Raw genomic sequence first — 24,686 nt, 5'->3', positions numbered from 1 at the left:
GGGCCCGGCGGCGGGCGGGCCGGGGCCTTGCGCTATCCTCGAACCTCATGCGCCTGCTCCTCGACTCCTTCTGGCGCGCGGTGGCCTATTGCATGCTCCCGCGCGTGATCGTGCTGTCGCTCCTGCCATTGGCGCTCATGGTGCTGCTGGCTGCGGGGCTCGGTTACTTCTACTGGGACGCGGCCGTCGCCTGGACGCGCGAGGCCCTCGACGCCTGGCCGCTGCTGTCCAGCTTCTGGGCCTGGATCGGGCGCCTCTTCTCCAGCGACGTCACGGCCGCGCTGGCGCCGCTGGTGGTGGTGTTCGGCGTCACGCCACTGATCGTGGTGCTGTCGCTGCTCATCGTGGCCGGCTTCATGGCGCCGGCGCTCACCAAGCTCGTGGCCGAACGGCGCTTTCCCACGCTCGAACAGAAGAAGGGCGCCTCCTTCTTCGGCAGCGTGCTGCGCTCGCTCGGCGCCACCGTGCTGGCGCTGATCGCGCTGGTGGTGTCGATGCCGCTGTGGCTCATTCCGCCGCTGGTGCTGATCCTGCCGCCGCTGATCTGGGGCTGGCTCACCTACCGGGTGATGAGCTTCGACGCGCTGGCCGAGCACGCGAGCCCCGAAGAACGCGCCGCGCTGCTGCGCGCCCACCGGCTGCCGCTGCTGTGCATCGGCGTGCTGTGCGGCTACCTGGGTGCCGCGCCGAGCATCGTCTGGGCCTCGGGCCTGCTGTTCGCCGCCGCCTTCTTCGTGCTGGTGCCGATCGCCATCTGGATCTACACGCTGGTCTTCGCCTTTTCTGCGCTCTGGTTCGCCCACTACTGCCTCGACGCCCTGACCCAGCTGCGCGCCCAGCGCGCGGCGCAGCAGCCCGCGGCCGGCAGCGGCGACGCGCAGCAGACGCTCGAGGCGGCCGAAGCCACCGAGGCCAACAAGGCCGCTCTTTCTCAATGGAGTTCTCCATGACACGCGCATTCGGTCTCATCGTCGTCGGCGACGAGATCCTTTCCGGCAAGCGGGCCGACAAGCACATGGCCAAGGTCATCGAGCTGCTGGCCGCGCGCGGCCTGCAGCTGGGCTGGGCCGAGTACGTGGGCGACGAGCCCACTCGGATCACCGCGGCCCTCATGCGCGCCTTCGCCTCGGGCGACATCGTGTTCTCGACCGGCGGCATCGGCGCCACGCCCGACGATCACACCCGCCAGTGCGCCGCCCAGGCCCTGCGCGTGCCGCTGGCGCTGCACCCCGAGGCCGAGGCGCTGATCCGCGAGCGCATGCAAGACACGGCCTTGGAGCAGGGCGTACCCTACGAACCCGACCGGCCCGACAACATCCACCGCCTGAACATGGGCGTGTTTCCGCAGGGCGCGTCGATCATCCGCAACCCGTACAACAAGATCCCGGGCTTCAGCGTCGAGCACGTGCATTTCGTGCCGGGCTTTCCGGTCATGGCCTGGCCGATGATCGAGTCGGTGCTCGACAGCCGGTATGCCGATCTGTTCACCCGCAACGCCATCGCCGAGAAGTCCGTGATCGTTTTCGGTGCGATGGAAGCCACCCTCACGCCGCTGATGCAGGCCATCGAGCAGGCCCACGCCGGCATCAAGGTGTTCAGCCTTCCCAGCGTGGATCACCCCCAGTACGGGCGCCACATCGAGCTGGGCGTCAAGGGCGACCCCGCGAAGCTCGATGCCGCCTATGGCCAGCTCATCGAAGGTCTGCACACTTTCGATGCGAAGCTTGGCCCTGAATTGGTGCGTTAATCTGCATTGCACCAATTTGGGGATATTTTCCTTTTCCGGCAGCCCCTGGGCCGTCACCTGGGCCTCATCCGGCGGGGTGACAATGGCACAGAAACTGCATCCTCCCGTCCCTGTATTCCTAACCACCATCCAACTCAGGAGAAACTGATGGCAAAGACCGTCGCCGATGTACTCAAGCTCGTCAAGGAAAACGAGGTCAAGTTCGTCGACTTGCGCTTCACCGACACCCGCGGCAAAGAGCAGCACGTGACCGTGCCCGTGTCGCACTTCGATGAAGACAAATTCACCTCGGGCCACGCGTTCGACGGTTCGTCCATCGCCGGTTGGAAGGGCATCGAAGCCTCGGACATGCAACTCATGCCCGACCCGAACACCGCCAACATCGACCCGTTCTTCGAAGAAACGACGCTGATCCTGACCTGCGACGTGATCGACCCGGCAGACGGCAAGGCCTACGAGCGCGACCCGCGTTCGCTCGCCAAGCGCGCCGAGGCGTACATGAAGGCTTCCGGCCTGGGCGACACCGCCTACTTCGGTCCGGAACCCGAATTCTTCGTGTTCGACGGCGTGCGCTGGAAGAACGACATGTCGGGCTGCTTCGTGAAGATCGAGTCCGAAGAAGCCTCGTGGAACACCGACAAGGAGTTCGAGCACGGCAACAGCGGCCACCGTCCCGCAGTCAAGGGCGGCTACTTCCCGGTGCCCCCGGTCGACAGCTTCCAGGACATGCGCTCGGAAATGAGCCTGGTGCTCGAATCGCTGGGCATCCCGGTCGAAGTGCATCACCATGAAGTGGCCAACGCCGGCCAACTCGAGATCGGCACCCGCTTCAGCACGCTGGTGCAGCGCGCCGACTGGGTCCAGCTGCAGAAGTACGTGATCCACAACGTGGCCCACGCCTACGGCAAGACCGCCACCTTCATGCCCAAGCCCATCGTCGGCGACAACGGCTCCGGCATGCACGTGCACCAGTCGGTCTGGAAGGACGGCAAGAACCTGTTCGCCGGCGACGGCTACGCAGGCCTGTCGGACTTCGCGCTGCACTACATCGGCGGCATCATCAAGCACGCCCGTGCCCTGAACGCCATCACGAACCCCGGCACCAACAGCTACAAGCGCCTGGTGCCCGGCTTCGAAGCCCCGGTGAAGCTGGCCTACTCGGCCAAGAACCGCTCGGCCTCGATCCGCATCCCGTTCGTGGCCAACCCGAAGGGCCGCCGCGTCGAAGCGCGCTTCCCCGATCCGCTGATGAACCCGTACCTGGGCTTTGCCGCGCTGCTGATGGCCGGCCTGGACGGCGTGGAAAACAAGATCCATCCGGGCGAAGCCGCCAGCAAGGACCTGTACCACCTGCCGCCGGAAGAAGACGCGCTGATCCCGACCGTCTGCCACAGCCTGGACCAGGCCCTGGAGCACCTGGACAAGGACCGTGCGTTCCTGACCAAGGGCGGCGTGTTCACCGACTCGTACATCGACGCGTACATCGACCTCAAGATGCAGGAAGTCACGCGCTTCCGCATGGCGACGCACCCCGTCGAGTTCGACATGTACTACTCGCTGTAAAAAGCGCCACAACAAGCCCGCCCCGGCGGGCAAGTAAGACAAAAGGACGGCCCCGGCCGTCCTTTTTCCTTGGTGCGGAACACCCTGTCGTGAGCGGGCCCGAATTGCATCAAAATGCGCGTTTGTCGCGCCCTCTCCGGATCCAAATGAAGACTGCTTCCCTGATTTTCCTGGCCGCCGCCTCGTTCGCCACCGCCACGGCGGCGCTCGCGCAAGAGCGCGTCTGGCGCTGCGGCAACGAGTACACCAACAACGCGACCGTGGCCCAGCAAAAGGGCTGCAAGATCATGGAAGGCGGCAACGTCACCGTCGTGCAGGGCACGAAGCCCTCGGGCGGCGGTGGTGGCAGCGCGTCGTCGTCGGGCGGTTCATCCGCCGCGCGCGCCCCGGCGGGCAGCCCGCGTGTCGAAGGCGTCGACCAGCGCGCCCGCGACGGCGAGGCGCGCTCGGTGCTCGAGGCCGAGCTGCGCAAGGCCGAGGCCCGCCAGACCGAGCTCAAGAAGGAATACAACAACGGCGAGCCCGAGAAGCAGGGCAGCGAGGGCCGCAACTACCAGAAGTACCTGGACCGCGTGGCCGAGATGAAGGCCGAACTCGCGCGCAACGAGAGCGACATCGCCGGCATCCGCCGCGAAATCGGCCGCCTGCCCGGCAAGCCGCAAGCGCAGTAAACGGCGCGCAGTCCATGGTGTTCGGCAAGAAGGCGACTGGCGCCAATCCGCGCTTTCGCGCCTTCGACCTCTTGTCCACGCTGATCGCGGTGGTCAACAGCGACGGCTCGGTGCTGTTCGCCAATGCAGGCCTCGAAGACGCGCTGGGTACCTCGCGGCGCACGCTCGAGGGCTCGCAGTTCGGCGCCTGTTTCCATGAGCCGCAGGTGCTGCGCACCGCGCTCGACGGCGCCAGCAGCAACGACTTCGCCACGCTGCGCTACGAGGCCTTTCTGCGGCGCGTGAACCACGAGCTGATGCCCGTGCAGGTCACGCTCGCGCACGGCGACAAGAAGGGCGAGCTCATCATCGAGATGTCGCCGCTGGAGCAGCAGGTGCGCCAGGACCGCGAGGAGCGCCTGATCGACCAGGCGCAGGCCAACAAGGAACTCATCCGCAACCTCGCGCACGAGATCAAGAACCCGCTGGGCGGCATCCGCGGCGCGGCGCAGCTGCTGCAGATGGAGGTCGAGTCGCGCGACCTCATCGAGTACACCCAGGTCATCATCCACGAGGCCGACCGGCTGCAGACGCTGGTCGACCGGCTGCTGGCGCCGCATCGGCGCCCGCACGTGGTGGGCGACGTGAATATCCACGAGGTCTGCGAGCGCGTGCGCTCGGTGATCCTGGCGGAGTTTCCGCGCGACCTGCACATCGAGCGCGACTTCGACGTCTCCATTCCCGAGTTCCGCGGCGACCGCGAGCAGCTCATCCAGGCCACCCTCAACATCGCGCACAACGCGGCGCAGGCCCTGGCCGAGCGCCGCGCGGCGGGCGATGCGCAGATCACTTTCAAGACCCGCGTGGCCCGACAGGTGATCTTCAACAAGCAGTGGTATCGATTGGCACTGGAATTGCATGTCATCGACAATGGACCGGGTGTGCCGGACACGATCAAGGACCGCATCTTCTATCCGCTCGTTTCGGGCAGGGAAGGCGGGACCGGGCTGGGACTGACGCTTGCGCAAACTTTTGTGCAGCAGCATCACGGCGTGATCGAGTGCGACAGCGTCCCGGGCCGAACCGATTTCAAGATATTGATTCCGCTGCCCTAGCGCAGCCCCGGCAACAGAGGAGATGCATGAAGCCGATCTGGATAGTTGATGACGACCAATCGATACGCTTCGTGCTCGAGAAGGCGCTGCTGCGCGAAGACCTGCCCACGCGCAGCTTCACGAACACACGCGAAGTGCTGGCCGCGCTCGAACAGGCCGAAGGCGACGAGCAGCAGGGCCCGCAGGTCCTGGTGAGCGACATCCGCATGCCGGGCGGCTCGGGGCTCGACCTGCTCGACAAGATCAAGGCCAAGCACCCCGGCCTGCCGGTCATCATCATGACCGCCTTCTCCGACCTGGACAGCGCGGTCTCGGCCTTCCAGGGCGGCGCCTTCGAGTACCTGCCCAAGCCCTTCGACCTGCCGCGCGCCGTCGAACTCATCCGCCGCGCCGTCGACGAAAGCCAGCGCGAAGAGGTGTCCGAAGAGCGCATGGTCGCCGCCCCCGAGATGCTCGGCCAGGCGCCCGCGATGCAGGACGTGTTCCGCGCCATCGGCCGGCTGTCGCAGAGCAACGTCACGGTGCTCATCACCGGCGAATCGGGCTCGGGCAAGGAGCTGGTGGCGCGTGCGCTGCACAAGCACTCGCCGCGCGCCAACGGCCCCTTCGTGGCGATCAACACCGCCGCCATTCCCAAGGACCTGCTCGAGAGCGAACTCTTCGGCCACGAGCGCGGCGCCTTCACCGGCGCGCAGACCATGCGCCGCGGCCGCTTCGAGCAGGCCGAGGGCGGCACGCTGTTCCTCGACGAAATCGGCGACATGCCCTTCGACCTGCAGACGCGCCTCTTGCGCGTGCTCAGCGACGGTCACTTCTACCGCGTGGGCGGCCACAACTCGGTCAAGGCCAACGTGCGCGTCATCGCCGCCACCCACCAGGACCTCGAGCAGCGCGTGAAGCTCGGCGGTTTCCGCGAAGACCTGTTCCACCGCCTCAACGTGATCCGCCTGCGCCTGCCCGCGCTGCGCGAACGCGGCGAAGACGTGCCCGCGCTCACGCGTCACTTCTTGCAGCAGAGCGCGCGCCAGCTGGGCGTCGAGCCCAAGCGCATCTCCGACGCCGCGCTGGCCAGGCTCGCGGCCTTCAATTTCCCGGGCAACGTGCGCCAGCTCGAGAACATCTGCCACTGGCTCACGGTGATGGCGCCCGCGCAGCTGATCGAGTCGAAAGACCTGCCGCCCGAAGTGATGGCGGGCAGCGGGGCGGACGTGCATGTGGCGGTGGCCGAGGCGGCGGCGCCCGTGCAGGCTGCAGCGCCGTTGGCCGTCGAGCGCGACGCGTCCGCGCCGGTGGTCGCGGCCCCCGAGGCGGTGCCAGGCGCACCGACGGGCCCCAGCGCCTGGGAAAGCGGCCTCGAGGCCGAGGCTCAGGCGCTGCTGGCCGCAGGCCGCACCGACGTGTGGGACGTGCTCACGCGTCGCTTCGAATCGCGGCTGATCCTCACCGCGCTGGCCAACACGCGCGGCCGGCGCATCGAGGCGGCCCAGAAGCTGGGCATCGGGCGCAACACCATCACCCGGAAAATCCAGGAACTCGGTATCGAATGAAAAGGCCCTCCCAGGGCCTTTTTTTATTACCGGCTGCGTTGGCCTAGCGTCAGCGAATCGAGCTGGAAATTGCCGCTCTTGTCCCAGAGCCAGGTGTCGACGTACGTGTGACCGCCCAGCTTGCCGGGGCTCGGCAAGGGCGAGGTCGCCTTGACCAGCTCCGCGATCATCGGCGGCACTTCGGGCGCATGGCTGGGCACGCGGCTGAAGGTGACGTTGGTGACCTTGCCGTTCGCATCGATCTCCGTCTCGACCACCACCACCGCGTACACCAGCGGCGGGATCTTGCCCTTGTAGATGCGGCTGGCATACGCCTTGTAGATGTGGCGTGCACCGGTCTTGCGGTAGGTGCGGATCGCGGGCGTCTGCGCGGTGATGAGCCGCACGGTCGGCACGTCGCGGCTGCCTTCGGTGGCGGTTGCGCCGCCGGGCGATGTGCTGCCCGTGCTGCTTTCCGATCCGCTGCCCGGCTTCAGGACCGAGCAGGCGGCCAGCGCGAGCGCCGCGGCGGCGATCGCGGCAGAACGGGCCAGGCGTGCGGCGATCGGCGTCGTCATGGCCGTCAGGCGCCCGCGCCGAGTTCGAGCACCACCGGGGCGTGGTCGCTCGGCTTTTCCCACTTGCGCGGCACGCGGTCGATGACGCAGCCCTTCACCAGCGGACGCAGCGGCTCACTCACGAGGATGTGGTCGATGCGCAGGCCGCGGTTCTTCTGGTAGCCCAGCATGCGGTAGTCCCACCAGGAGAAGCTCTTTTCGGGCTGCTCGAACATGCGGAAGCTGTCGGTCAGGCCCAGGCCGAGCAGCGCCTTGAAGTGGTCGCGCTCTTCGGTCGTGTGGTGGATCGTTTCCTTCAGGCCCACGGGGTCGAAGCTGTCGCGGTCTTCGGGCGTGACGTTGAAGTCGCCCAGCAGCACGAGGTTCGGGTGCGCCGCGAGTTCACGCGCAATGTAGGCGTGCAGCGCGTCGAGCCACTTCATCTTGTAGGCGAACTTCTCGCTGCCCGGTTCCTGGCCATTCACGAAGTAGCCGTTCACCACGCGCAGCGGGCCCGAGGGCGTCTCGATGGTGGCGGCGATCACGCGCGACTGCTCGTCGGCGAAGTTCTCGATGTTCTTCACCACGTCGCGCACCGGCGCCAGGCTGAGGATGGCGACGCCGTTGTAGGTCTTCTGCCCGAACACCGCCGCCTCGTAGCCGGCCGACTTCAGCACCTCGAGCGGAAACTTGTCGTCGGTCATCTTGAGCTCCTGCAGGCACAGCACATCGACCGGGTTGGCGATGAGCCAGTCGAGCACATGCTGCAGGCGCGCGGTGAGGGAGTTGACGTTCCAGGTGGCTATTTTCATGAGGGCTCTGCGTATTCGGTTATCGGGGGGCGGTCGTGCGTTCGCAGCCGGTCGGTGAGGTCTCTGTGCAGGCGAAGGAAGTGGCCGCGCCCAGACCCGGAAGGAAGGCGTGTCGGCAGCGAGACCGCGACAGTGATTTCCATCGCGGTATTTTGCCTCGCTGGATCGGGATGCCGTGTAAGCGAAGGCGAGGGGCGCGGAACCGCCGACCAGCCCGCCGGCGCTAGGGCTGACGGTACCAGCCCAGCTCGCCCTGCAGGAACTGGGCGGCCTCGGGCGGCAGGTCGTCCGAATCGAAGAAGCTCGCCACGGGCCGCTCGACCACGATGTGCCCCGCGTGCAGGTAGGCCACGCGCGTGGCCAGGCGCTTGGCCTGCCCGAGGTTGTGCGTGCTCATCACGATCGTCACGCCGCTGTGGGCGACCTCTTCGATGAGGGCCTCGATCTCGTTCTTGGCACCGGGGTCCAGGCTGGCCGTGGGCTCGTCCAGGAACAGGATGTCCGGCTGCAGCGCCCAGGCGCGCGCCAGGCCCAGGCGCTGTTGCTGGCCGCCCGACAGCGAACGCGCCGAGCGCTCGGCATGTTCGAGCAGGCCCACGCGCGCCAGCGCCAGGCCGCAGCGCTCGCTGCGCTCGGCGGCCGGCACGCCCGCCAGCCACAGGCCCACCCACACGTTGCGCCAGACCGAGAGGCTCAGCAGGAAGGGGCGCTGGAACAGCATGGCCGCGCGCGGCAGGCGGCCTTCGGGGCGCAGCGGCAGGCGCTCGCAGCGCCCTTCGCAGGGCAGCAGACCGTGCAGCAGCCGCAGCAGCGTGGTCTTGCCCGAGCCGTTGGCGCCCACGAGCACGAGCCGGTCGCCCCGGTGCAGGGTCAGCGAGGCCTCGTCCAGCGCGACCAGCGCGCCGAAGCGCACCGTGGCGCACTCGAGCCGGATCAGCGGCACCGTGCCGGCCACGGCCGGCGTGTGCGGGGCGAGCGCGCGGCGCATCGCGCGCGGCTTCGCCGGCGGGGCGGTGTTCAGCGGACGCGTGGCCAGCCATTGCAGCAGCCCGATGGCACCGTTGACTGCGCCGACCACCGCCAGCAGCACGATGCCCAGCGCCAGGGCCAGCGCGAGGTCGCCCTTGCTGGTCTCCAGCGCGATGGTGGTGGTCATCACGCGCGTGACGCCGGCGATGTTGCCGCCGACGATCATCACGGCGCCGACCTCGGCGATGGCCCGCGCGAAGGCCGTGAGCAGCACGGTGGCCACGCCCATCCGGTCGTGCACCAGCATCAGCAGGGCGGTGGCCAGCGGCCCGGCGCCCAGCGAGCGCAGCTGGTCGCCGCCGTCGGCCAGCGCCGCCATCACGAGCCGGCGCGACAGCGCGGCGATCAGCGGCGTGACGAGCACGCTCTGCGCCACCACCATCGCCGACGGTGTGAAAAGAATGCCCAGTTCGCCCAGCGGCCCCGAGCGCGAGAGCAGCAGGTACACCAGCAAGCCCACGACCACGGCGGGCAGGGCGAGCAGCGTGTTCACCAGCCACACGGCCAGCGCATGCCCCGGGAACCGCGCCACCGCGAGCCAGGCGCCCAGCAGCAGGCCGAACAGCGCGCCGATCAGGCAGGCCGTGGCGCTCACCTGCAGCGAGAGCGCCGTGATGCGCACGAGTTCGGGGTCGGCGCCGGTGATGAGGCGCCAGGCCAGCGCCCAGCCTTCGGTCACGGTGTTCATCGAAAGACGGCTTTCATCGCCAGCGCGAGGCCGTGCGCATTGCGCAGCCCGGCTCCGTCATCGACCGGCGCGCCGTTCACTGGCCCGCGTTCGGGAAGAAGAGCTGTTCGCCGCCGATCTTGTACGCGGCAATGGCGGCCTGCCCGTCGCGCGACACGACCCAGTCGGAGAAGCCTTGCGCCAGGTCCTTCTTCACGTGCGGGTGCCTGGCCGGGTTCACGACGATCACGCCGTACTGGTTGAACAGCTGCTTGTCACCCTCGACCACGATGCCCAGGTCGGCGCGGTTCTTGAAGTTGAGCCAGGTGCCGCGGTCGGACAGCACATAGGCATTGGTCGAGGCCGCGATGTTGAGCGCCTGGCCCATGCCGCAGCCGCATTCCTTGTAGCCGGCCGGCTTGGCGGCGGCCAGGTCGATGCCGGCCAGCTTCCACTGGCGCAGCTCGGCGGCATGCGTGCCGCTCTTGTCGCCGCGCGAGACGAAGGCGCCGCCCGTGGTGCCCAGCCGCTTGAGGGCTGCCGCGATGTCGTTGCCGCGCACGCCGGCCGGGTCGGACTTGGGCCCGATCAGCACGAAGTCGTTGTACATGACCGGGCGGCGCGGCAGGCCGAAGCCTTCGGCGACGAACTTCTCTTCGGCGGGCTGGTCGTGCACGAACAGCGCGTCGGCGTCGCCGCGGCGCGCCATGTCCAGTGCCTGGCCCGTGCCCACCGCCACCACGCGCACCTCGGTGCCCGATGCTTTGGTGAACTGCGGCAGCAGGTGCTTGAACAGGCCCGACTGTTCCGTCGAGGTGGTCGAGGCCAGCACGATGAACTTGTCCTGTGCGTGCGCCATCGGCGCGAGCAGCGCACCAGCAAGCGCACCGGCGAGGGCGAGAAGGGTGAAGCGTCTGCGCGAAGCCATCGTCATCGTGTCAGTCCTCGAGAGTGAAAGAAAGAAGCGGTTCGGCCATCAGGCGGCGGCATCGACGCGAAAGCCGAGCCGGCCCAGCGCTTCGCGCGCCGCGGCCGATTGCAGCAGCGCAATGAAGGTCTGCACCGGCGCGCGCGCAAGCCGTGCCTGGGGCACCACGAAGTCGTAGCGTTCCTCCTGCACGGGAATGAAGCCCAGCCCGTACTGCCGCGCGACCGTGTCGATGGCCAGGCCCCAGTCGGCGCGCTGCTGCGCCACGGCCACCGCCACCGCGTTGTGCGACTTGGTCTGCACGCCGTAGCCGGGCGGTTGTGCGCCGCCGAGCAGGCGGTCGATGAGGATGCGCGTGCCGCTGCCGGCGTTGCGGTTGACCATGGTGCAGCCGGGCTGCGCGGTCGCGGCGGCGATGGCCGCGGCGGCGTCCAAGCCCTCGAAGCGCGCGTCGCCGGGGCGATGGACCACGCCCTGCATGCGGCCGTAGCCCGTCACCAGTTCGAGGCCCGGCGTGAGCAGCGGCCGGTTGTAGACGCCCGTCGCCGGGTCCATCAGGTGGATGCCGGCCACGTCGCATTCGCCGCGCCGGGCGGCCATCAGCCCGCCCGTGCTGCCCACGTTCATGGCCTTGATGCGGATGCCCTGGCGCATCAGCTCGCCGGCCAGCCAGTCCAGGCCCACGCAATGGCTGCCGATGAAGATCAGGTCCGCGGCGTCCAGCCCCTGGCCCAGCAGCTGCACCTGCACGGGGGCGCCGGCATCGACGATCTCGGTGTGCTGGCCGATGGTGATGAAGCCGTCGGCGCTGCTGAAGGTGGTGACCGAGCCCGAGCCCTTGCCCATCGGGTAGGCGGCCACGCCATCGTCGGTGGGCACCAGGCCCACCAGCAGGTACTCGGTGCGGCCGCGCTCGGAGTTCACGCGCATCGGCAGCGTGGCCGCCACGTGCGCGTGCCGCTGCGGCGGCCGGCCTGCGAAGGCGCGGATCACGGGCGCGAGGAACTCGTGGAAGGTGAAGACCGCCGAGGTCGGAAAGCCCGGCAGGATCACGACCGGCTTGCCGCCCGTGACGGCCAGGCACACCGGCTTGCCGGGCTTGAGCGCCACGCCGTGCGCCACCACGCCCGGGTCGCCCAGAGCGGCCACCACGCGGTACGACAGGTCGCCTTCGCCCTTGGACGTGCCGCCCGAGAAGACCACCGCATCGCATGCGAGGCCCCGCGCGAGCGCGGCCGACAGCAGGGCCTCGTCGTCGGGGATCACGCCCAGGCGCACCGGCTCGCCGCCCAGTTCCTCGACCGCGGCGCCGATGATGGCGGCGTTGGAGTCGTACACCGCGCCCGTGGGCAGCGGCGCACCGGGCGCGACGATCTCGTTGCCGGTGGAGAAGATGGCGACGCGCGGCTTGCGCCACACGCCGACCTCGGCCAGGCCCAGCGCCGCGAGCACGCCGATCTCGCGCGAGCTCAGCACCTGGCCGGCACGCAGCACGGTCTCGCCGCGCGCGATGTCGGTGCCGGCGTAGCTCACGTTCTCGCCGGCCGTGGCGGCGCGGCGCACCTGCAGGTTGCCGTTGTCGAGGTCGGTGTGTTCGATCATCACCACCGCATCGGCACCGCGCGGCAGCATGCCGCCGGTGGCGATCGCCGTGGCGTGGCCGGGCGTCACTTCGCGCTGCGGCACGATGCCGGGTGCCAGCGTCTCGCCCACGAGGGCGAGCGCGCGGACCTGTTCTTCCATCGCGCCCCAGGTGTCGGCGGCCTGCACGGCAAAGCCGTCGACGTTGGAGCGGTCGAAGCCGGGCACGTCGATGGCGGCAACCGCGTCGTCGGCAAGCACCCGGCCCAGCGCCGCGTGCAGGGGAACGGTCTCGCGGCCCAGGGGCGCGAGGCTCAGGTGTTCGCGGAAGCGGCGCTCGGCCTCGTCCCGCGTGACGACATCGAGAAATTGCGATTGGGCTTTCACAGGCACTCGTACAGATGAACAGTGACGTCGGTCCCGGGCCCGAAGCCTTCGCTTTCGGCGGGGGCGATCACGAAGCCGTCGGCGCGCGTGGTCGAACTCAGCACCGAGGCGCCCGAGAGCGCGAGCGGCTCCACGCCATCGGCGCCGATCTTCACGCGCACGTAGTCGACGCGCCCCACCTGCGAGACGATCTTGCGCGCCACGGTGGCGCGCGTGCGCGGGTAGGGCCAGTCGGCGGGCCGGCCGCCGAGCAGGCGGATCGCGCGCCCGGCAAAGAAGTCGTAGGCGCACAGGCAGGAGACCGGGTTGCCCGGCAGCAGGAACACCAGCGTCTCGCCGATGCGCCCCATGCCGGCCGGGCTGGAGGGCCGCATCGCGATGCCGTGGATCGCCAGCTCGCCGAGCTCGGCCAGCAGGCGCGGCGCGTGGTCCTCGGCGCCCACGCTGGAGCCGCCGGAAATGAGCACCACGTCGGCGCCGGGCGCAGCCAGTGCCTGCGCGATGATTTGCGGGTCGTCGCCCAGGCGCTGGTGCGACTCGAGCAGGCCGCCGTCGCGCGCCACGAGGCCGCGCAAGGTCACGGAGTTGGCGTCGTAGATCTCGCTCGGGCCCTTGGGCGTGCCGGGTGCGCGCACCTCGTTGCCGGTGACGAGCAGCCGCACGCGCGGGCGGCGCACCACCTGCAACTGCGCCAGGCCGAGCGAGGCCACCAGCCCCGCGTCCTGCGGGCGCAGGCGGCGGCCCGTGGCCAGCGCGGTGCTGCCGCGCGCGATGTCCTCGCCGACGTGGCCCACGTGCTGGCCCGGCGCGACGGCGCGCGTGATGGCCAGGCGCCCGTCCTGCTCGCTTGCGTACTCGGCGGGTACCACGGCATCGAGCCCGCGCGGCACCGGGGCGCCGGTCATGATGCGGATGGCGGCGCCCGCGGGCACCTCGCCGTCGAAGGGGCGGCCGGGCCAGGCGTGGCCCGCGATCGGAAATTCGAGCGGGTTGTATTCGCCGGCCCCCGTCGTCTCGCCGCCGCGCAGCGCATAGCCGTCCATGGCCGCGCGGTCGAACTCGGGCACCGCGATGGGCGCGATCACCTCCTGCAGCAGCACCCGCCCCGTGGCCTCGTCGACGGCCACGGATTCACCGGGCAGCAAGGGCGTGTGGGCGTCGATCCAGGCGAGGGCGGTGGGCACCTCGGCGCGCTGCGTGAAGCCGCGCATACGCACATCGGTCGAGGCAGTTCGTTCGGGTGTGGGCATCGGGGCCAGTATAGAAGTTGGAGGTCGCCGGCGTGGTCGGGCATGGCACCCGACAGCCATGCGCAAGGGCGGCCGTCCCGGACCTTGCCGGCGGGCCATTTGCGGTCGTTTTTTCTTCAGCCGCGTCCGCGCACGCGCGGTGCGCCGTCGGCTTACTTCTTGGGTGCGGGATTCGTCTGCGCCGAGGTCTGGTTCGAACTCGGCGGCGACGCGGCCGTGGGGGCCGGGGAGTGGGCGCCCGATGCTTCGATGGGCTTGGTTTCAACCTTGGGGGCGGCGGCGTAAGGCCCCGGGTCCACACAGGGCGGTGTGGCCACCGCAGCCGGTGCCGGCTTGCCGGCGGCCTGCGCGCTCGCGCGGTACTTGGCGGCGACCTGGTCCTGTGACTTGCACAGCAGGTAGCCGTCGGTCTTGGCGCTCCACGCGGTGCGGGCCGCGGCCTCGGCGGCCTTGGCCTGCGCTTCCGGCGTGGGCGGGGGGAGCTTGGCGACAGCGGAGGTCGCAGCGAGTGCGCACAGGAGAAGGGTCAGCGTGTGCTTCATGCGGAGGTTCCTTGCTGCGCCGTCGCCGGCCGTGCGGGCTCGGATGCGCCGGCCGGTTGCGAGCGCTGCGCGGGGATCTTGCCGGCCTGGATGTCGTCGTACCAGAGCTTGTGGTGCTCGCGCGCCCAGGCCTCGTCGACATAGCCTTCGCGCATCGCCTTGTAGGCGCCGTCCATGCCCAGCGTGCCGATGTAGATGTGGCCCATGATCATCGCCATCATGAGCAGCGTGGCCACCGCGTGCACCATGTGCGCGACCTGCATCTCGCCGCGCGTGTAGACGAAGCCGGGCAGCAGCTTGTCCAGGAACAGGCCCGAGGCGATGACGATGCTGCCCAGGAACAGCACGCCGCCCCAGAACACCGCCTTCTCGCCGGCGTTGAAGCGGTGCGACGCGGGCTCCTTGCCGCCGAACAGGCCGCCGCCGTGCCGCAGCCAGGTGAAGTCGTCCTTGCTCGGCCAGTTGCTGCGGATGAAGGTGAAGATCATGAACAGCGTGGTCACCACGAACAGCGGCCCCACGAAGTTGTGCACGGTCTTGAGTACGTAGGCGAGCCAGCCGAACAGCGCGCTGCCCAGCACCGGCAGCAGGAAGAACTTGCCGAAGGCCATCACGATGCCCGAGATCGCGAGCGTGACGAAGGCCAGCGCGTTCGACCAGTGCGTGGCGCGCTCGAAGGGCGTGAAGCGCTCGATCTTGCGGCCGGTTTCGGTGCCGTGCAGGCGGATCGGCCCGCGCGTGAAATAGAAGATGGCCAGCGCCAGCAGCGTCACGAAGAGCAGCGCCGCGCCGTACGGAATGATCCAGTCGTTGCGCACCTGCCGCCAGGCCTCGCCCGCGTTGGTGAAGCGCGAACCTGGGTACTGCACGAAGCGCTGGATCAGGTTGCCGGCCTCGGGCGCCTGGCTCACCGGCAGGCTGCTGTAGCCGGTGACGCCGCCGCTCACCTGGCGCCACATCGGCGCGTTGTTGCCGGGCTGCACCTTGTTGCGCTCGCCGTTGGTCTGGTTGAGGTAGTTGGGGTCGGCGCTGGCCTCGGGCTTGACGTCGAAGATGTTCTGGCTGCGGATGCCGCCCTCGGCCTTCGGTGCTGCAGCCGCCGCTGCGGCAGGCGAAGCAGGGGCGGGCGATGCGGTCACGGCGCCGCTCGCGGCCGGGGTGGCCTCCTGGGCCGGCGCCACCGCCGCCCAGCCCAGGAGCGCGGTCGCCAGCAGCGCGTGGAACGCGTGCCTGGTGCGAATGGTGACGCTCATGCGGCCTCCGGTTCAGTTTTCTCGGGTGTACTCGTTCTGGCCGTTGGAGCGCGTCTTGATCTGCTGCTCCCACGCCGTCTTGTCGCCCACCTTCCAGCCGGGCGCGGTGAAGGCGGTGCCGGTGTTGGCCTGCGTGCCCGTGCCGCTCCAGGGCACCGCGTCGTGCTTGACGCCCTCGGCGTTCGTCTGCGGCTTTTCGCTGCAGGCCGCCAGCAGCATCGCGCCCGAGGCGAGCGCGACGAGCATCACGACCGCGCGCTTCACTTGGTGCCTCCGGTGGGCGGCGTGCCGGCCTGCTGCGAGCCGTAGGCCGTGCCCCAGCCCCAGACCTCGGCGCCCGTGCCGCGGTGCACGACGCGGGTGCGGAAGATGTCGGCCACCACGTCGCCGTCGCCGGCCAGCAGGGCCTTGGTCGAGCACATCTCGGCGCAGGCCGGCAGCTTGCCTTCGGCCAGGCGGTTGCGGCCGTACTTCTCGAACTCGGCTTCGGAGCCGTTGGCTTCGGGGCCACCGGCGCAGAAGGTGCATTTGTCCATCTTGCCGCGCGCACCGAAGGTGCCCTGCGAGGGGAACTGCGGCGCGCCGAAGGGGCAGGCGTACGAGCAGTAGCCGCAGCCGATGCACACGTCCTTGTCGTGCAGCACCACGCCTTCGTCGGTGCGGTAGAAGCATTGCACGGGGCACACCGCCATGCAGGGCGCGTCGGAGCAGTGCATGCAGGCCACCGAGATCGATTTCTCGCCCGGCAGGCCGTCATTGAGCGTGACCACGCGGCGGCGGTTCACGCCCCAGGGCACCTCGTTCTCGTTCTTGCAGGCCGTGACGCAGCCGTTGCACTCGATGCAGCGCTCGGAATCGCAGACGAATTTCATTCTTGCCATGGTGATTCCTTATGCTTTCTCGATGTTGCAGACCGTGGTCTTGGTCTCTTGCATCATGGTGACGCTGTCGTAGCCGTAGGTGGTGGCGGTGTTGATGGCCTCGCCGCGCACGATGGGCGCCGCGCCCTTCGGGTAGTAGGCCAGCAGGTCTTCGCCCTGCCAGCGGCCCGAGAAGTGGAAGGGCATGAACACCGTGTCGGGCCCCACGCGCTCGGTCACCAGGGCCTGCACGTTGAGCTTGGCGCCCGTGGGCGTGTGCACCCAGGCGCGCTCTCCGTTGCGGATGTTCTTCTCGGCCGCCACCTTCGGGTTGATCTCGATGAACATCTCCTGCTGCAGCTCGGCCAGCCAGGGGTTGGAGCGCGTTTCCTCGCCGCCGCCCTCGTACTCCACGAGCCGTCCCGAGGTCATGATGTAGGGGAACTTCTCGGCGATCTTGTCGGCGATGTTCTTCTGCTGCACCGTCTTGTAGAGCGTGGGCATGCGCCAGAAGGCCATCTTGTCGTCGTGCGTCGGGTACTTGGCGACGAGGTCGGGGCGCGTGCCGTAGATCGGCTCGCGGTGCTGCGGGATCGCGTCGGGGAAGTTCCACACCACCGCGCGCGCCTTGGCGTTGCCGAAGGGGTGGCAGCCGTGGTTCTTCATGAACACGCGGATCATGCCGCCCGAGCTGTCGGTCTTCCAGTTCTTGCCTTCGGCCTTGGGCTTCTCGGCCTCGGTGAGTTCGTCCCACCAGCCGAGCTTCTTGAGCAGCAGGTGATCGAGCTCGGGGTAGCCGGTGGTGATGTCGGCGCCCAGCGAGTGGGAGCCGTCCTCGGCCAGCAGGTTCTTGCCGTTGCGCTCCACGCCGAAGTTCGCGCGGAAGTTGCCGCCGCCGTCCATCACGTGCTTGGACGGGTCGTACAGGTTCGGCGAGCCGGGGTGCTTGAGCTCGGGCGTGCCGTAGCAGGGCCAGGGCAGGCCGAAGTAGTCGCCCGAGATGTCGTAGCCGTTGACCTTGTCCTTGACCGCCCCCTTGGCCCGCAGCGTGCGCACGTCGAAGGCGGCCATGTTGCGCATGTGCGCCTGCAGCCGCTCGGGGCTCTGGCCCGAGTAGCCGACGGCCCAGCAGCACTTGTTGATCTCGCGCAGGATGTCGTCGGGCACGGGCTCGTCCATGCCCTTGACCTTCTGCATCTTGTAGTTCTTGCTGAGCTCCTTGCCGAAGCCCAGGCGGTCGGCGAACTGCTGCATGATCATGTGGTCGGTGCGGCTTTCCCACAGCGGCTCGATGACCTTCTCGCGCCACTGGATCGAGCGGTTCGACGCTGTCACCGAGCCGCTGGTCTCGAACTGCGTGCACGCGGGCAGCAGGTACACCGCGCGGTTCGCGTTGGCGTCCTCGGGCCGGCCCGGCATCGCGGCCATGGCGGCCGTGGCCGAGGGGTACGGGTCGACCACGACCAGCAGGTCCAGCTTGTCCATGGCCCGCTTCATCTCGAGGCCGCGCGTCTGCGAGTTGGGCGCATGGCCCCAGTAGAAGACGCCGCGCAGGTTCGAGTCCTGGTCGATGAGCTCGTTCTTCTCGAGCACGCCGTCGATCCAGCGCGAGACCGTGATGCCCGGCTTGCTCATCATCGCGGGCGAGGCGAAGCGGCCCTTGATCCATTCGAAGTCCACGCCCCAGGTGGCGGCGAAGTGCTTCCACGAGCCTTCGACCAGGCCGTAGTAGCCCGGCAGCGAATCGGGGTTGGGGCCGACATCGGTCGCGCCCTGCACGTTGTCGTGGCCGCGGAAGATGTTGGTGCCGCCGCCCGAGGTGCCCACGTTGCCCAGCGCCAGCTGCAGGATGCACGAGGCCCGCACGATGGCGTTGCCGATGCTGTGCTGCGTCTGGCCCATGCACCACACCACGGTGCCGGGGCGGTGCTCGTGCAGCATGGTCGCGACCTTCAGCACCTGCGCCTCGCTCACGCCGCAGGCCTCCTCGACCTTGTCCGGCGTCCACTTGCTCATGACTTCCGCGCGCACTTCTTCCATGCCGTAGACGCGGTCGTTGAGGTAGCGCTTGTCTTCCCAGCCGTTCTTGAAGATGTGGTGCAGGATGCCGAACAGGAACGCGATGTCCGAGCCCGAGCGGATGCGCACGTACTCGTGGGCCTTGGCCGCCGTGCGCGTGAAGCGCGGGTCGACCACGATCATCTTGCAGCCGTTTTCCTTGGCATGCAGCATGTGCAGCATGCTCACGGGGTGCGCCTCGGCCGCGTTCGAGCCGATGTACATCGCGATCTTCGCGTTGCGCATGTCGTTGTACGAATTGGTCATGGCGCCGTAGCCCCATGTGTTCGCCACGCCCGCGACCGTGGTCGAGTGGCAGATGCGCGCCTGGTGGTCGCAGTTGTTGCTGCCGAAGAAGCTCACGAACTTGCGCAGCAGGTAGGCCTGCTCGTTGCTGTGCTTGCTCGAGCCGATCCAGTAGATCGCGTCGGGGCCGCTGGCCTTGGTGAGTTCCTTCAGCTTGGCGGTGATTTCGTCGAGCGCGGTGTCCCAGCTGATGCGCTCGTACTTGCCGTTCACGAGCTTCATCGGGTAGCGCAGGCGGTACTCGCCGTGGCCGTGCTCGCGCAGCGCCGCGCCCTTGGCGCAGTGCGCGCCCAGGTTGATGGGCGAGTCGAACACCGGTTCCTGGCGCACCCACACGCCGTTCTCGACCACCGCGTCGGACGCGCAGCCGACCGAGCAGTGCGAGCACACGGTGCGCTTCACTTCGATCTTGCCGGCGCCGATGGCCGTGGGCCGGCCGTCGGCGGCCTTGGCCTTCTGGATCAGCGTGAGCTGGCTGGCCGCCAGGCCCACGCCGACACCGAGGCCGGAGCGCCGCAGGAAGGCGCGCCGGTCCATGGTCGGCAGGGCGTTCGCGAGGCCGCGCCGCAAACTGTGAACGAAGGGCGATGCGTCGGAGGCCCGCGGGCTCGCGGTGCCTGGGGATTTTCTGGTCAGAAGCACGGGGTCTCCTCAGGCTGACGTGGTGGCGTAGTAACGCTTGACGTGTTCGCTCAGGGAATAGCCGCCGCCGTTTTCGGGCGGGGGCGGCAGGGAAGGCGTGGCGGCGGCGACGGGCGCTTCGGTCGCCACCTTCGGCAGCGCGGTGACGGCGACCGCGGCGGCGCCGGCGGTGGCGGCACCGAGAAAGAATCCGCGACGGGAGGCCGGCTTGATGCCGGTGTTTTGGCTGTCCTGCATATTGACTCCAGGAGTGGCTGGGCGCGACGAGAGAGGGGAAACCCGGTCGGCCTTGTGGATACTAGACCAGCAACAAGGTGTGAGCAACCTGAATACCCCTCGCATTCGTTCGCTTCAGTCCAGCATGTCGAAGGCCTGCGCCTCGACGTCGCCGAACGCGCGCGTGAAGGCGGCGAGCGCCGCGTAGAACCGCGCTGTCGGATGCTGCAACACAGCATCGCACAAGGCGGGCAGCCACGGCTGGACGTGTCTGGAGAACATCGCCTGCTGCTGCGTGAGGTTGGCCACCGCCACGTCCTCGCCGGCGATCAGGTAGCGCATGACCTCGAACAGGCAGGCGATGTGGTCCTCGGTTTCGTAGGTGGTCTCGGTGCGCGCCAGGCCCAGCTTGTCGAGGTCGTGGCGCAGCTGCACGAGCGGCTTGTCGTTGAGAAAGCCGCTCAGGTAGTGCGAGCCGAACAGGAAGACCTCGGGCTTGCCGATGCCGCCGAAGAGCGCGTCGTATTCCTCGTGCGCGGCGGCCGCGTCGGTGTTGCGCGCGATGCCGACCAGCTGGCGCCATGGTTCTTCCAGGAAGGCGCCCGCGGCCGGCGCCTCGGTGGGCGCGACCTGGAAGGCGGCCAGCAATTCGGCATCGGGCGCGGCGTACCACAGGCGCGCGAGCAGGCCGTAGAGCTCGGCCCGGGCCACCTCCTCGTCGAGCGCGGAAGTGGCGGGAAAGGTCTGGCTCATAGCGGGGCGATCTTCACTTCGTTGGTGGCGCTGTACAGGTCGATGACGCGGCAGTCGCTGCACATCTTGAGGCGCTCCAGCGCTTCGCCCTGGAACATGGCATGCCCGGCCAGCTTGCCGAGCATGGCCTCGATGGCTTTTTGCGTGCCGAAGGGCTTGCTGCAGCGGATGCAGGCCCAGGGCTTGGCCTCGTTCAGCAGCACCTGCTGCTTGCGCTCGGGCGCGGCCAGCAGGCGCGGCACGAGCGAGACGGCGTCCTCGGGGCAGGTGGTTTCGCACAGGCCGCATTGCACGCAGTTCTTCTCGATGAAGCGCAGCTGCGGCGCGCTCTGGCTGTCCAGCAGCGCGCCCGACGGGCAGGCGCTGACGCAGGCCAGGCACAGCGTGCACTTGTCCTTGTCGACCGCGACGGCGCCCAGCGGCGAGCCGGCCGGCAGCGCGAACGCCAGCGGGGCCTCGGCGGGCGCCTGCAGAGCCGGGGCCGCACCCATCAGATGGTCCAGCGCCATCTCGAGCCGGTCGCGCTTGTCGGCGCCGACGGCGAAGCGCGCCGCCGTGGCCGGCACGCGCTGCGTGGTCGTGCGCAGGCCGGCCAGCGCGGCGTCCAGCGCGGCGGGCGAGTCGGCCTCGATCACGTGGAAGTGCGTGCCGGTGTAGCCCAGGCCGAGCAGCAGCGCCTGCGCGACGTCCCGCTGCTGCTTGAGCGCCGCGAGGTACTGCGGCGCCTCTTCGCCGGTGCACAGCACCGCGACCTGCGAGGCGCCGAAGGCGACGGCGCTCAGCCACAGGTCGATGCCGGTGCTGGCCGCATGAAAGAGGTCGACCGGCATCACGCGCGCCGGCACGCCCTGGGCCTTGCCGAGTTGCGCCTGCCGCCCGAGCTGTTCGAGCAGCGCCTGGCCGCCTTCCTGGCTGTGCAGCAGCAGCGCCGCATCGCGCCCGCCCGCCGAGGCATAGGTGCTGAGCAGCTTGCGCAGCTTGAGCCCCTGGTCGGGCGCGCGCGGGTAGGTGTAGCCCAGCGCACCCGTCGGGCACACCGTGGTGCAGGCGCCGCAGCCGACGCACAGGTTCGGGTTGACCACGATGCGCTGGCGCTGCGGGTCGCTGCTCACGGCGTGGGCCGAGCACACCTCGACGCAGGCGTTGCAGCCGACCACCTCGTTGCGGCTGTGGGCGCACAGCTTCTGCTTGTAGTCGAAGAATTTGGGCTTCTCGAATTCGCCCACCAGCTCGCGCAGGCGCAGCAGCGTCTGCAGGCCCTCGGCCTGCGCGACGCCGCCGGGCAGGTGGAAGTAGCCCTGCGGCGGCGCGTGCCAGTCGATCTGCGGCGCGGCGCCAAGGTCGAGCACGAGGTCGAAGGCCGCGTCGAGCGCCTGCGGCGCGCGGCTGAAGTTGATGGCGCCGGCCACGCTGCAGGCGCGCTCGCAGTCGCGGTGCGAGGTGCAGCGCGCGTTGTCGATCTGGTAGTCCAGCCCGATGGCCTGCTCGGGGCAGGCGACCACGCAGGCGTTGCAGCGGGTGCACAGGTCGAGGTCGATCGCGTTGTCGCGCGTCCAGCGCAGCGTGAAGGCGCCGAGCCAGCCGGTGAGCGAATCGATGCGCCCGGCGATCACCGGCCAGCGGCGCGCCTGGGCGCCACCGTCTGCACCGGGGCCCTGCGCGAGCAAGGTCACGTCGAGCGTGTCGCCGACCAGCGCCGCGGCGCGCTCGGCCGCGTCGAGCGCGCCGATGATCAGCAGCCGGCCCTGGCTGGTGTAGGTCACGGTCGAGACGGGATCGGGCTCGGGCAGGCTGGCGGCGGCCAGCAGCGCGGCGATCTTCGGCATCGCGCTTTTCGCGTCGCGGCTCCAGCCGCCCGTCTCGCGGATGTTGATGAAGCGGATCGGCGAGGTGGCGTTGGGCGTCTGCGTGGCGAGCTCGCCGAACAGCCGTTTTTCCTGGGTGCAGGCCACCACGACGTCGTCGCCGGACTGGATGGCGCGCTGGAAGGAGGTCGCCTCGCGGCGGCACAGCGACGAATGCAGCGGGAGGGTTTCAGCCAGTGCCGCGCCGAGCGTCTTCGGCTCGAGCGGCATCGTCTGGTTGCAGTCGCAAATCAGCGTGGTGGTCATCGGTTTCTTGGCTGGCGGGTTGCATCGCGGCAACCGGCGGGCTGGGAAGCGTTTCGGAACCCTGGGACTGTGCCACGTCCGACGTTTCGGCGTCGTCGGGGGTTTCCGGGGGAATGTCTTCGGGGGCTTCGTCGAAGAGCTTGAGGAACTTGGCGCTGGCCATCTGGCGCAGCACGCTCTCGGGCACGGGGGTGGACTGGGAGTAGTCGTCGACGTAGGTGTCCAGGCCGTCCATCACATTGAAATGCGGATCGGCAAAGAGCTTGCGGAAGGCCGCGTTCTTGACCTCGGGCGCGACCTGCTTCGTGAGGAAGGGCTTGAAGTCGGACCCGATGTCCAGCGCGTCCACATCCGCGAGCGTCAGCGGCGGCGCGGTGTCCTGCTCGCCTTCGGCGGCGGGGGGCTCGGCGAGCGCGGCGGGGGCTGGCACTGGCGCTGGCGCCGCAACGGGTTCCACCGCCGGCAGGGTCTTTTCTTCCACGGCAGCCTCGGCCGCGCGCACTTCCTGCTTGCGACGCGACCAGCGTCCCAGGAAACCTTCAGACATCGCCCGCACCCCGTCCGCGTTTTTTTTCGGTCGTCACGCTCGCGGCGTTGCCGAAGCGGTCGACCAGCGAGCGGAAGCTCTCGGGCCGGCGGCGGCGCTTGGGCTCGACCACGTAGTGCTCGTCGACGAAGGCGCGCACCCAGTCGACCACCTCCGCCGGCGCCGGCACCTGCTCCACGGTTTCCTGCGCATCGAGCCAGCGCCCGGCCTCGTAGTAGCTGAGCGTGACCACGACCGGCCGCGGAATGGGTTCCGTGGAAAGCGTCGGTTCCTCGTCCATGCGCCACAGCACGAACCAGCACGGGGTCGGCGTGATCGCGTTGAGGTGGTAGCCCTCGGCCTCGTCGCGGTACAGCTCGACCTGGAAGCCGGGGTGCAGCCAGTGCTGCTCGCCGTCGTCGTCGCGCAAGAGGCGCGGTTCGGTGCCGAAGCCGGGTTCGTCGGGCAGCACGCTGTCGAGCGTCCAGCGCCAGGGCTGCCAATGGCTCGAGGGGCCGTGCAGGCGTTCGCGGCGCATGACCACCGCGACGTCGAGCGTCGGGCGGCCCGTGGGCGCGGTCGCGGGAGTGTCCGAAGAAGGCATGAACGAACCATAGCCGATGGCGCGCCCGTTCGCGAGCAGTACCCCTTCGAGCTCCGCTCGCAGCGGTGGCGTAGGATTCCGCATGGCCCCACGTGAAGACGACGCAGAAGACGAGACACCGCTGGCTTTCGATGCGGTCCCGCTGCCCCGGCGCGCCGGCGCACCGCGCCTGAACCCGGCGCGCGGCCCGTTGCTGCGCCGCATCGAGATCGTCGACCAGCACGGCGAGCGCCGCGACATCGACATCCCGGCGGAGCGGCCGTTGACCGTCTTCGTCGACAAGCGCGAGCTCGTGACGCTGATGACCCTGGGCGCCGCGCCCGAGCTGCTGGTGCTGGGCTACCTGCTCAACCAGGATCTCGTGCGGCGCGCCGACGAGGTCGAGAGCATCGACGTCGACTGGAGCGTGGAGGCGGCCGCCGTGAAGACCCACCGCGGCATCGCGAACCTCGCCGAAAAAACCGCGCACCGGGTCGTGACCACGGGCTGCGGACAAGGCACCGTCTTCGGCGACGCCATGGCGCAGATCGGCGCCGTGCGGCTGCCGGCGGCGCAGTCGGCGCGCATCGCGCAGGGCACGCTCGCGCGCATCCTCGAACAGATGAAATCGCGCAACAGCGTGCACCGGCATGCCGGATCGGTGCACGGGTGCGCGCTGTTCCGCGGCACCGAGATGCTGGTGTTCGCGGAAGACGTCGGGCGGCACAACGCCATCGACACCATCGCTGGCTGGATGGCGGTGCATGGCATCGACGGCGGCGACAAGGTCTTCTACACCACGGGCCGCCTGACGAGCGAGATGGTGATGAAGTCGGCCCACATGGGCGTGCCGATCGTCGTCTCGCGCAACGGCGTCACCGCGATGGGGCACGAGCTGGCCACCCAGCTCGGCATGACCTTGTTCGGCCGCGCGGCCAACCGCCACTTCCTGTGCTACTGCGGGTTCGAGCGCTTCGACGCCGAGCCGCTGGCGCAGGCGCTCACTGCCGACTGAGGGGCGTGC

General features: G+C 69.2%; 23 protein-coding genes. 7 read left to right on the top strand and 16 right to left on the bottom strand.

Features of this window, described 5'->3' with window-relative positions; translation table 11 throughout:
• Positions 1-47: 47 nt before the first annotated feature.
• From AC1RLW_RS10545 to ntrC, 6 genes are all read left to right on the top strand, one after another.
• Positions 48-950 carry an EI24 domain-containing protein gene (locus AC1RLW_RS10545; RefSeq protein ID WP_139703609.1) on the top strand — a complete coding sequence of 301 codons (903 nt, stop codon included), beginning with the start codon at positions 48-50 and terminating at the stop codon, positions 948-950.
• On the top strand, positions 947-1,747 hold the full coding sequence (locus tag AC1RLW_RS10540; RefSeq protein ID WP_167394999.1) for a competence/damage-inducible protein A: 801 nt from the start codon (positions 947-949) through the stop codon (positions 1,745-1,747). The genes AC1RLW_RS10545 and AC1RLW_RS10540 overlap by 4 nt, the downstream gene beginning before the upstream one ends.
• Positions 1,748-1,894: 147 nt before the next feature.
• A complete protein-coding gene (gene glnA, locus AC1RLW_RS10535; protein ID WP_062470904.1) occupies positions 1,895-3,310 on the top strand; it encodes a type I glutamate--ammonia ligase in 1,416 nt (471 codons plus the stop codon).
• A 146-nt stretch (positions 3,311-3,456) separates the two neighbouring features.
• Positions 3,457-3,981 carry a hypothetical protein gene (locus AC1RLW_RS10530; RefSeq protein ID WP_095744472.1) on the top strand — a complete coding sequence of 175 codons (525 nt, stop codon included), beginning with the start codon at positions 3,457-3,459 and terminating at the stop codon, positions 3,979-3,981.
• A gap of 14 nt (positions 3,982-3,995) precedes the next feature.
• Positions 3,996-5,075, top strand: a complete 1,080-nt coding sequence (glnL, locus tag AC1RLW_RS10525) for a nitrogen regulation protein NR(II) (RefSeq protein ID WP_062470910.1) — start codon at positions 3,996-3,998, stop codon at positions 5,073-5,075.
• Positions 5,076-5,101: 26 nt separating this feature from the next.
• Positions 5,102-6,622, top strand: a complete 1,521-nt coding sequence (ntrC, locus tag AC1RLW_RS10520) for a nitrogen regulation protein NR(I) (RefSeq protein ID WP_493192983.1) — start codon at positions 5,102-5,104, stop codon at positions 6,620-6,622.
• 26 nt (positions 6,623-6,648) lie between these two features.
• Here ntrC and AC1RLW_RS10515 read toward each other — a convergent pair whose 3' ends face one another.
• The 16 genes from AC1RLW_RS10515 to AC1RLW_RS10440 form a co-directional block, all read right to left on the bottom strand.
• Positions 6,649-7,179: a hypothetical protein gene (locus tag AC1RLW_RS10515; RefSeq protein WP_493192982.1), complete on the bottom strand. Its 531-nt coding sequence runs from the start codon at positions 7,177-7,179 to the stop codon at positions 6,649-6,651.
• Positions 7,180-7,184: 5 nt separating this feature from the next.
• Positions 7,185-7,970, bottom strand: coding sequence for an exodeoxyribonuclease III (gene xth, locus AC1RLW_RS10510; protein WP_062470919.1), 786 nt, complete (start codon positions 7,968-7,970; stop codon positions 7,185-7,187).
• A 223-nt stretch (positions 7,971-8,193) separates the two neighbouring features.
• Positions 8,194-9,687 (bottom strand): ABC transporter permease, encoded by a 1,494-nt coding sequence (locus tag AC1RLW_RS10505; RefSeq protein ID WP_493192981.1) that lies wholly within the window; start codon positions 9,685-9,687, stop codon positions 8,194-8,196.
• A gap of 76 nt (positions 9,688-9,763) precedes the next feature.
• A complete protein-coding gene (locus AC1RLW_RS10500; protein ID WP_492696440.1) occupies positions 9,764-10,594 on the bottom strand; it encodes an ABC transporter substrate-binding protein in 831 nt (276 codons plus the stop codon).
• Between the two features lie 48 nt (positions 10,595-10,642).
• Entirely contained in the window at positions 10,643-12,562 is a 1,920-nt protein-coding gene (locus tag AC1RLW_RS10495) for a molybdopterin biosynthesis protein (protein WP_493192980.1), read from the bottom strand.
• The gene (locus AC1RLW_RS10490) at positions 12,559-13,812 is read right to left on the bottom strand and encodes a molybdopterin molybdotransferase MoeA (protein WP_493192979.1); all 1,254 of its coding nucleotides are present in this window, start codon (positions 13,810-13,812) and stop codon (positions 12,559-12,561) included. Before AC1RLW_RS10490 ends, AC1RLW_RS10495 begins: the two co-directional genes overlap by 4 nt.
• Positions 13,813-13,964: 152 nt before the next feature.
• Complete coding sequence (locus AC1RLW_RS10485) at positions 13,965-14,354, bottom strand: hypothetical protein (protein WP_095744480.1); 390 nt, start codon at positions 14,352-14,354, stop codon at positions 13,965-13,967.
• On the bottom strand, positions 14,351-15,607 hold the full coding sequence (locus AC1RLW_RS10480) for a formate dehydrogenase subunit gamma (RefSeq protein WP_493192978.1): 1,257 nt from the start codon (positions 15,605-15,607) through the stop codon (positions 14,351-14,353). The genes AC1RLW_RS10485 and AC1RLW_RS10480 overlap by 4 nt, the downstream gene beginning before the upstream one ends.
• 12 nt (positions 15,608-15,619) lie before the next feature.
• Complete coding sequence (locus AC1RLW_RS10475; protein WP_082817975.1) at positions 15,620-15,871, bottom strand: hypothetical protein; 252 nt, start codon at positions 15,869-15,871, stop codon at positions 15,620-15,622.
• Complete coding sequence (fdh3B, locus tag AC1RLW_RS10470) at positions 15,868-16,488, bottom strand: formate dehydrogenase FDH3 subunit beta (RefSeq protein WP_062470938.1); 621 nt, start codon at positions 16,486-16,488, stop codon at positions 15,868-15,870. The genes AC1RLW_RS10475 and fdh3B overlap by 4 nt, the downstream gene beginning before the upstream one ends.
• Positions 16,489-16,497: 9 nt before the next feature.
• A complete protein-coding gene (locus tag AC1RLW_RS10465) occupies positions 16,498-19,473 on the bottom strand; it encodes a formate dehydrogenase subunit alpha (RefSeq protein WP_159275129.1) in 2,976 nt (991 codons plus the stop codon).
• A 9-nt stretch (positions 19,474-19,482) separates the two neighbouring features.
• Positions 19,483-19,710 (bottom strand): formate dehydrogenase, encoded by a 228-nt coding sequence (locus AC1RLW_RS10460; protein WP_493192977.1) that lies wholly within the window; start codon positions 19,708-19,710, stop codon positions 19,483-19,485.
• Between the two features lie 114 nt (positions 19,711-19,824).
• The gene (locus AC1RLW_RS10455) at positions 19,825-20,442 is read right to left on the bottom strand and encodes a TorD/DmsD family molecular chaperone (RefSeq protein WP_493192976.1); all 618 of its coding nucleotides are present in this window, start codon (positions 20,440-20,442) and stop codon (positions 19,825-19,827) included.
• Positions 20,439-22,517: a 4Fe-4S dicluster domain-containing protein gene (locus tag AC1RLW_RS10450; protein ID WP_493193075.1), complete on the bottom strand. Its 2,079-nt coding sequence runs from the start codon at positions 22,515-22,517 to the stop codon at positions 20,439-20,441. The genes AC1RLW_RS10455 and AC1RLW_RS10450 overlap by 4 nt, the downstream gene beginning before the upstream one ends.
• Complete coding sequence (locus tag AC1RLW_RS10445; protein WP_493192975.1) at positions 22,477-23,100, bottom strand: DUF3306 domain-containing protein; 624 nt, start codon at positions 23,098-23,100, stop codon at positions 22,477-22,479. The genes AC1RLW_RS10450 and AC1RLW_RS10445 overlap by 41 nt, the downstream gene beginning before the upstream one ends.
• The gene (locus AC1RLW_RS10440; protein ID WP_159275132.1) at positions 23,093-23,683 is read right to left on the bottom strand and encodes a DUF3305 domain-containing protein; all 591 of its coding nucleotides are present in this window, start codon (positions 23,681-23,683) and stop codon (positions 23,093-23,095) included. Before AC1RLW_RS10440 ends, AC1RLW_RS10445 begins: the two co-directional genes overlap by 8 nt.
• A gap of 82 nt (positions 23,684-23,765) precedes the next feature.
• On the opposite strand from AC1RLW_RS10440, the gene AC1RLW_RS10435 reads away from it, so the two are divergent.
• Entirely contained in the window at positions 23,766-24,677 is a 912-nt protein-coding gene (locus AC1RLW_RS10435) for a formate dehydrogenase accessory sulfurtransferase FdhD (RefSeq protein WP_493192974.1), read from the top strand.
• Positions 24,678-24,686: the final 9 nt, after the last annotated feature.

It is taken from the genome of Variovorax sp. GW822-FHT04A09 (assembly GCF_058801005.1).
This window is presented reverse-complemented; position numbering and strand designations above follow the sequence as displayed.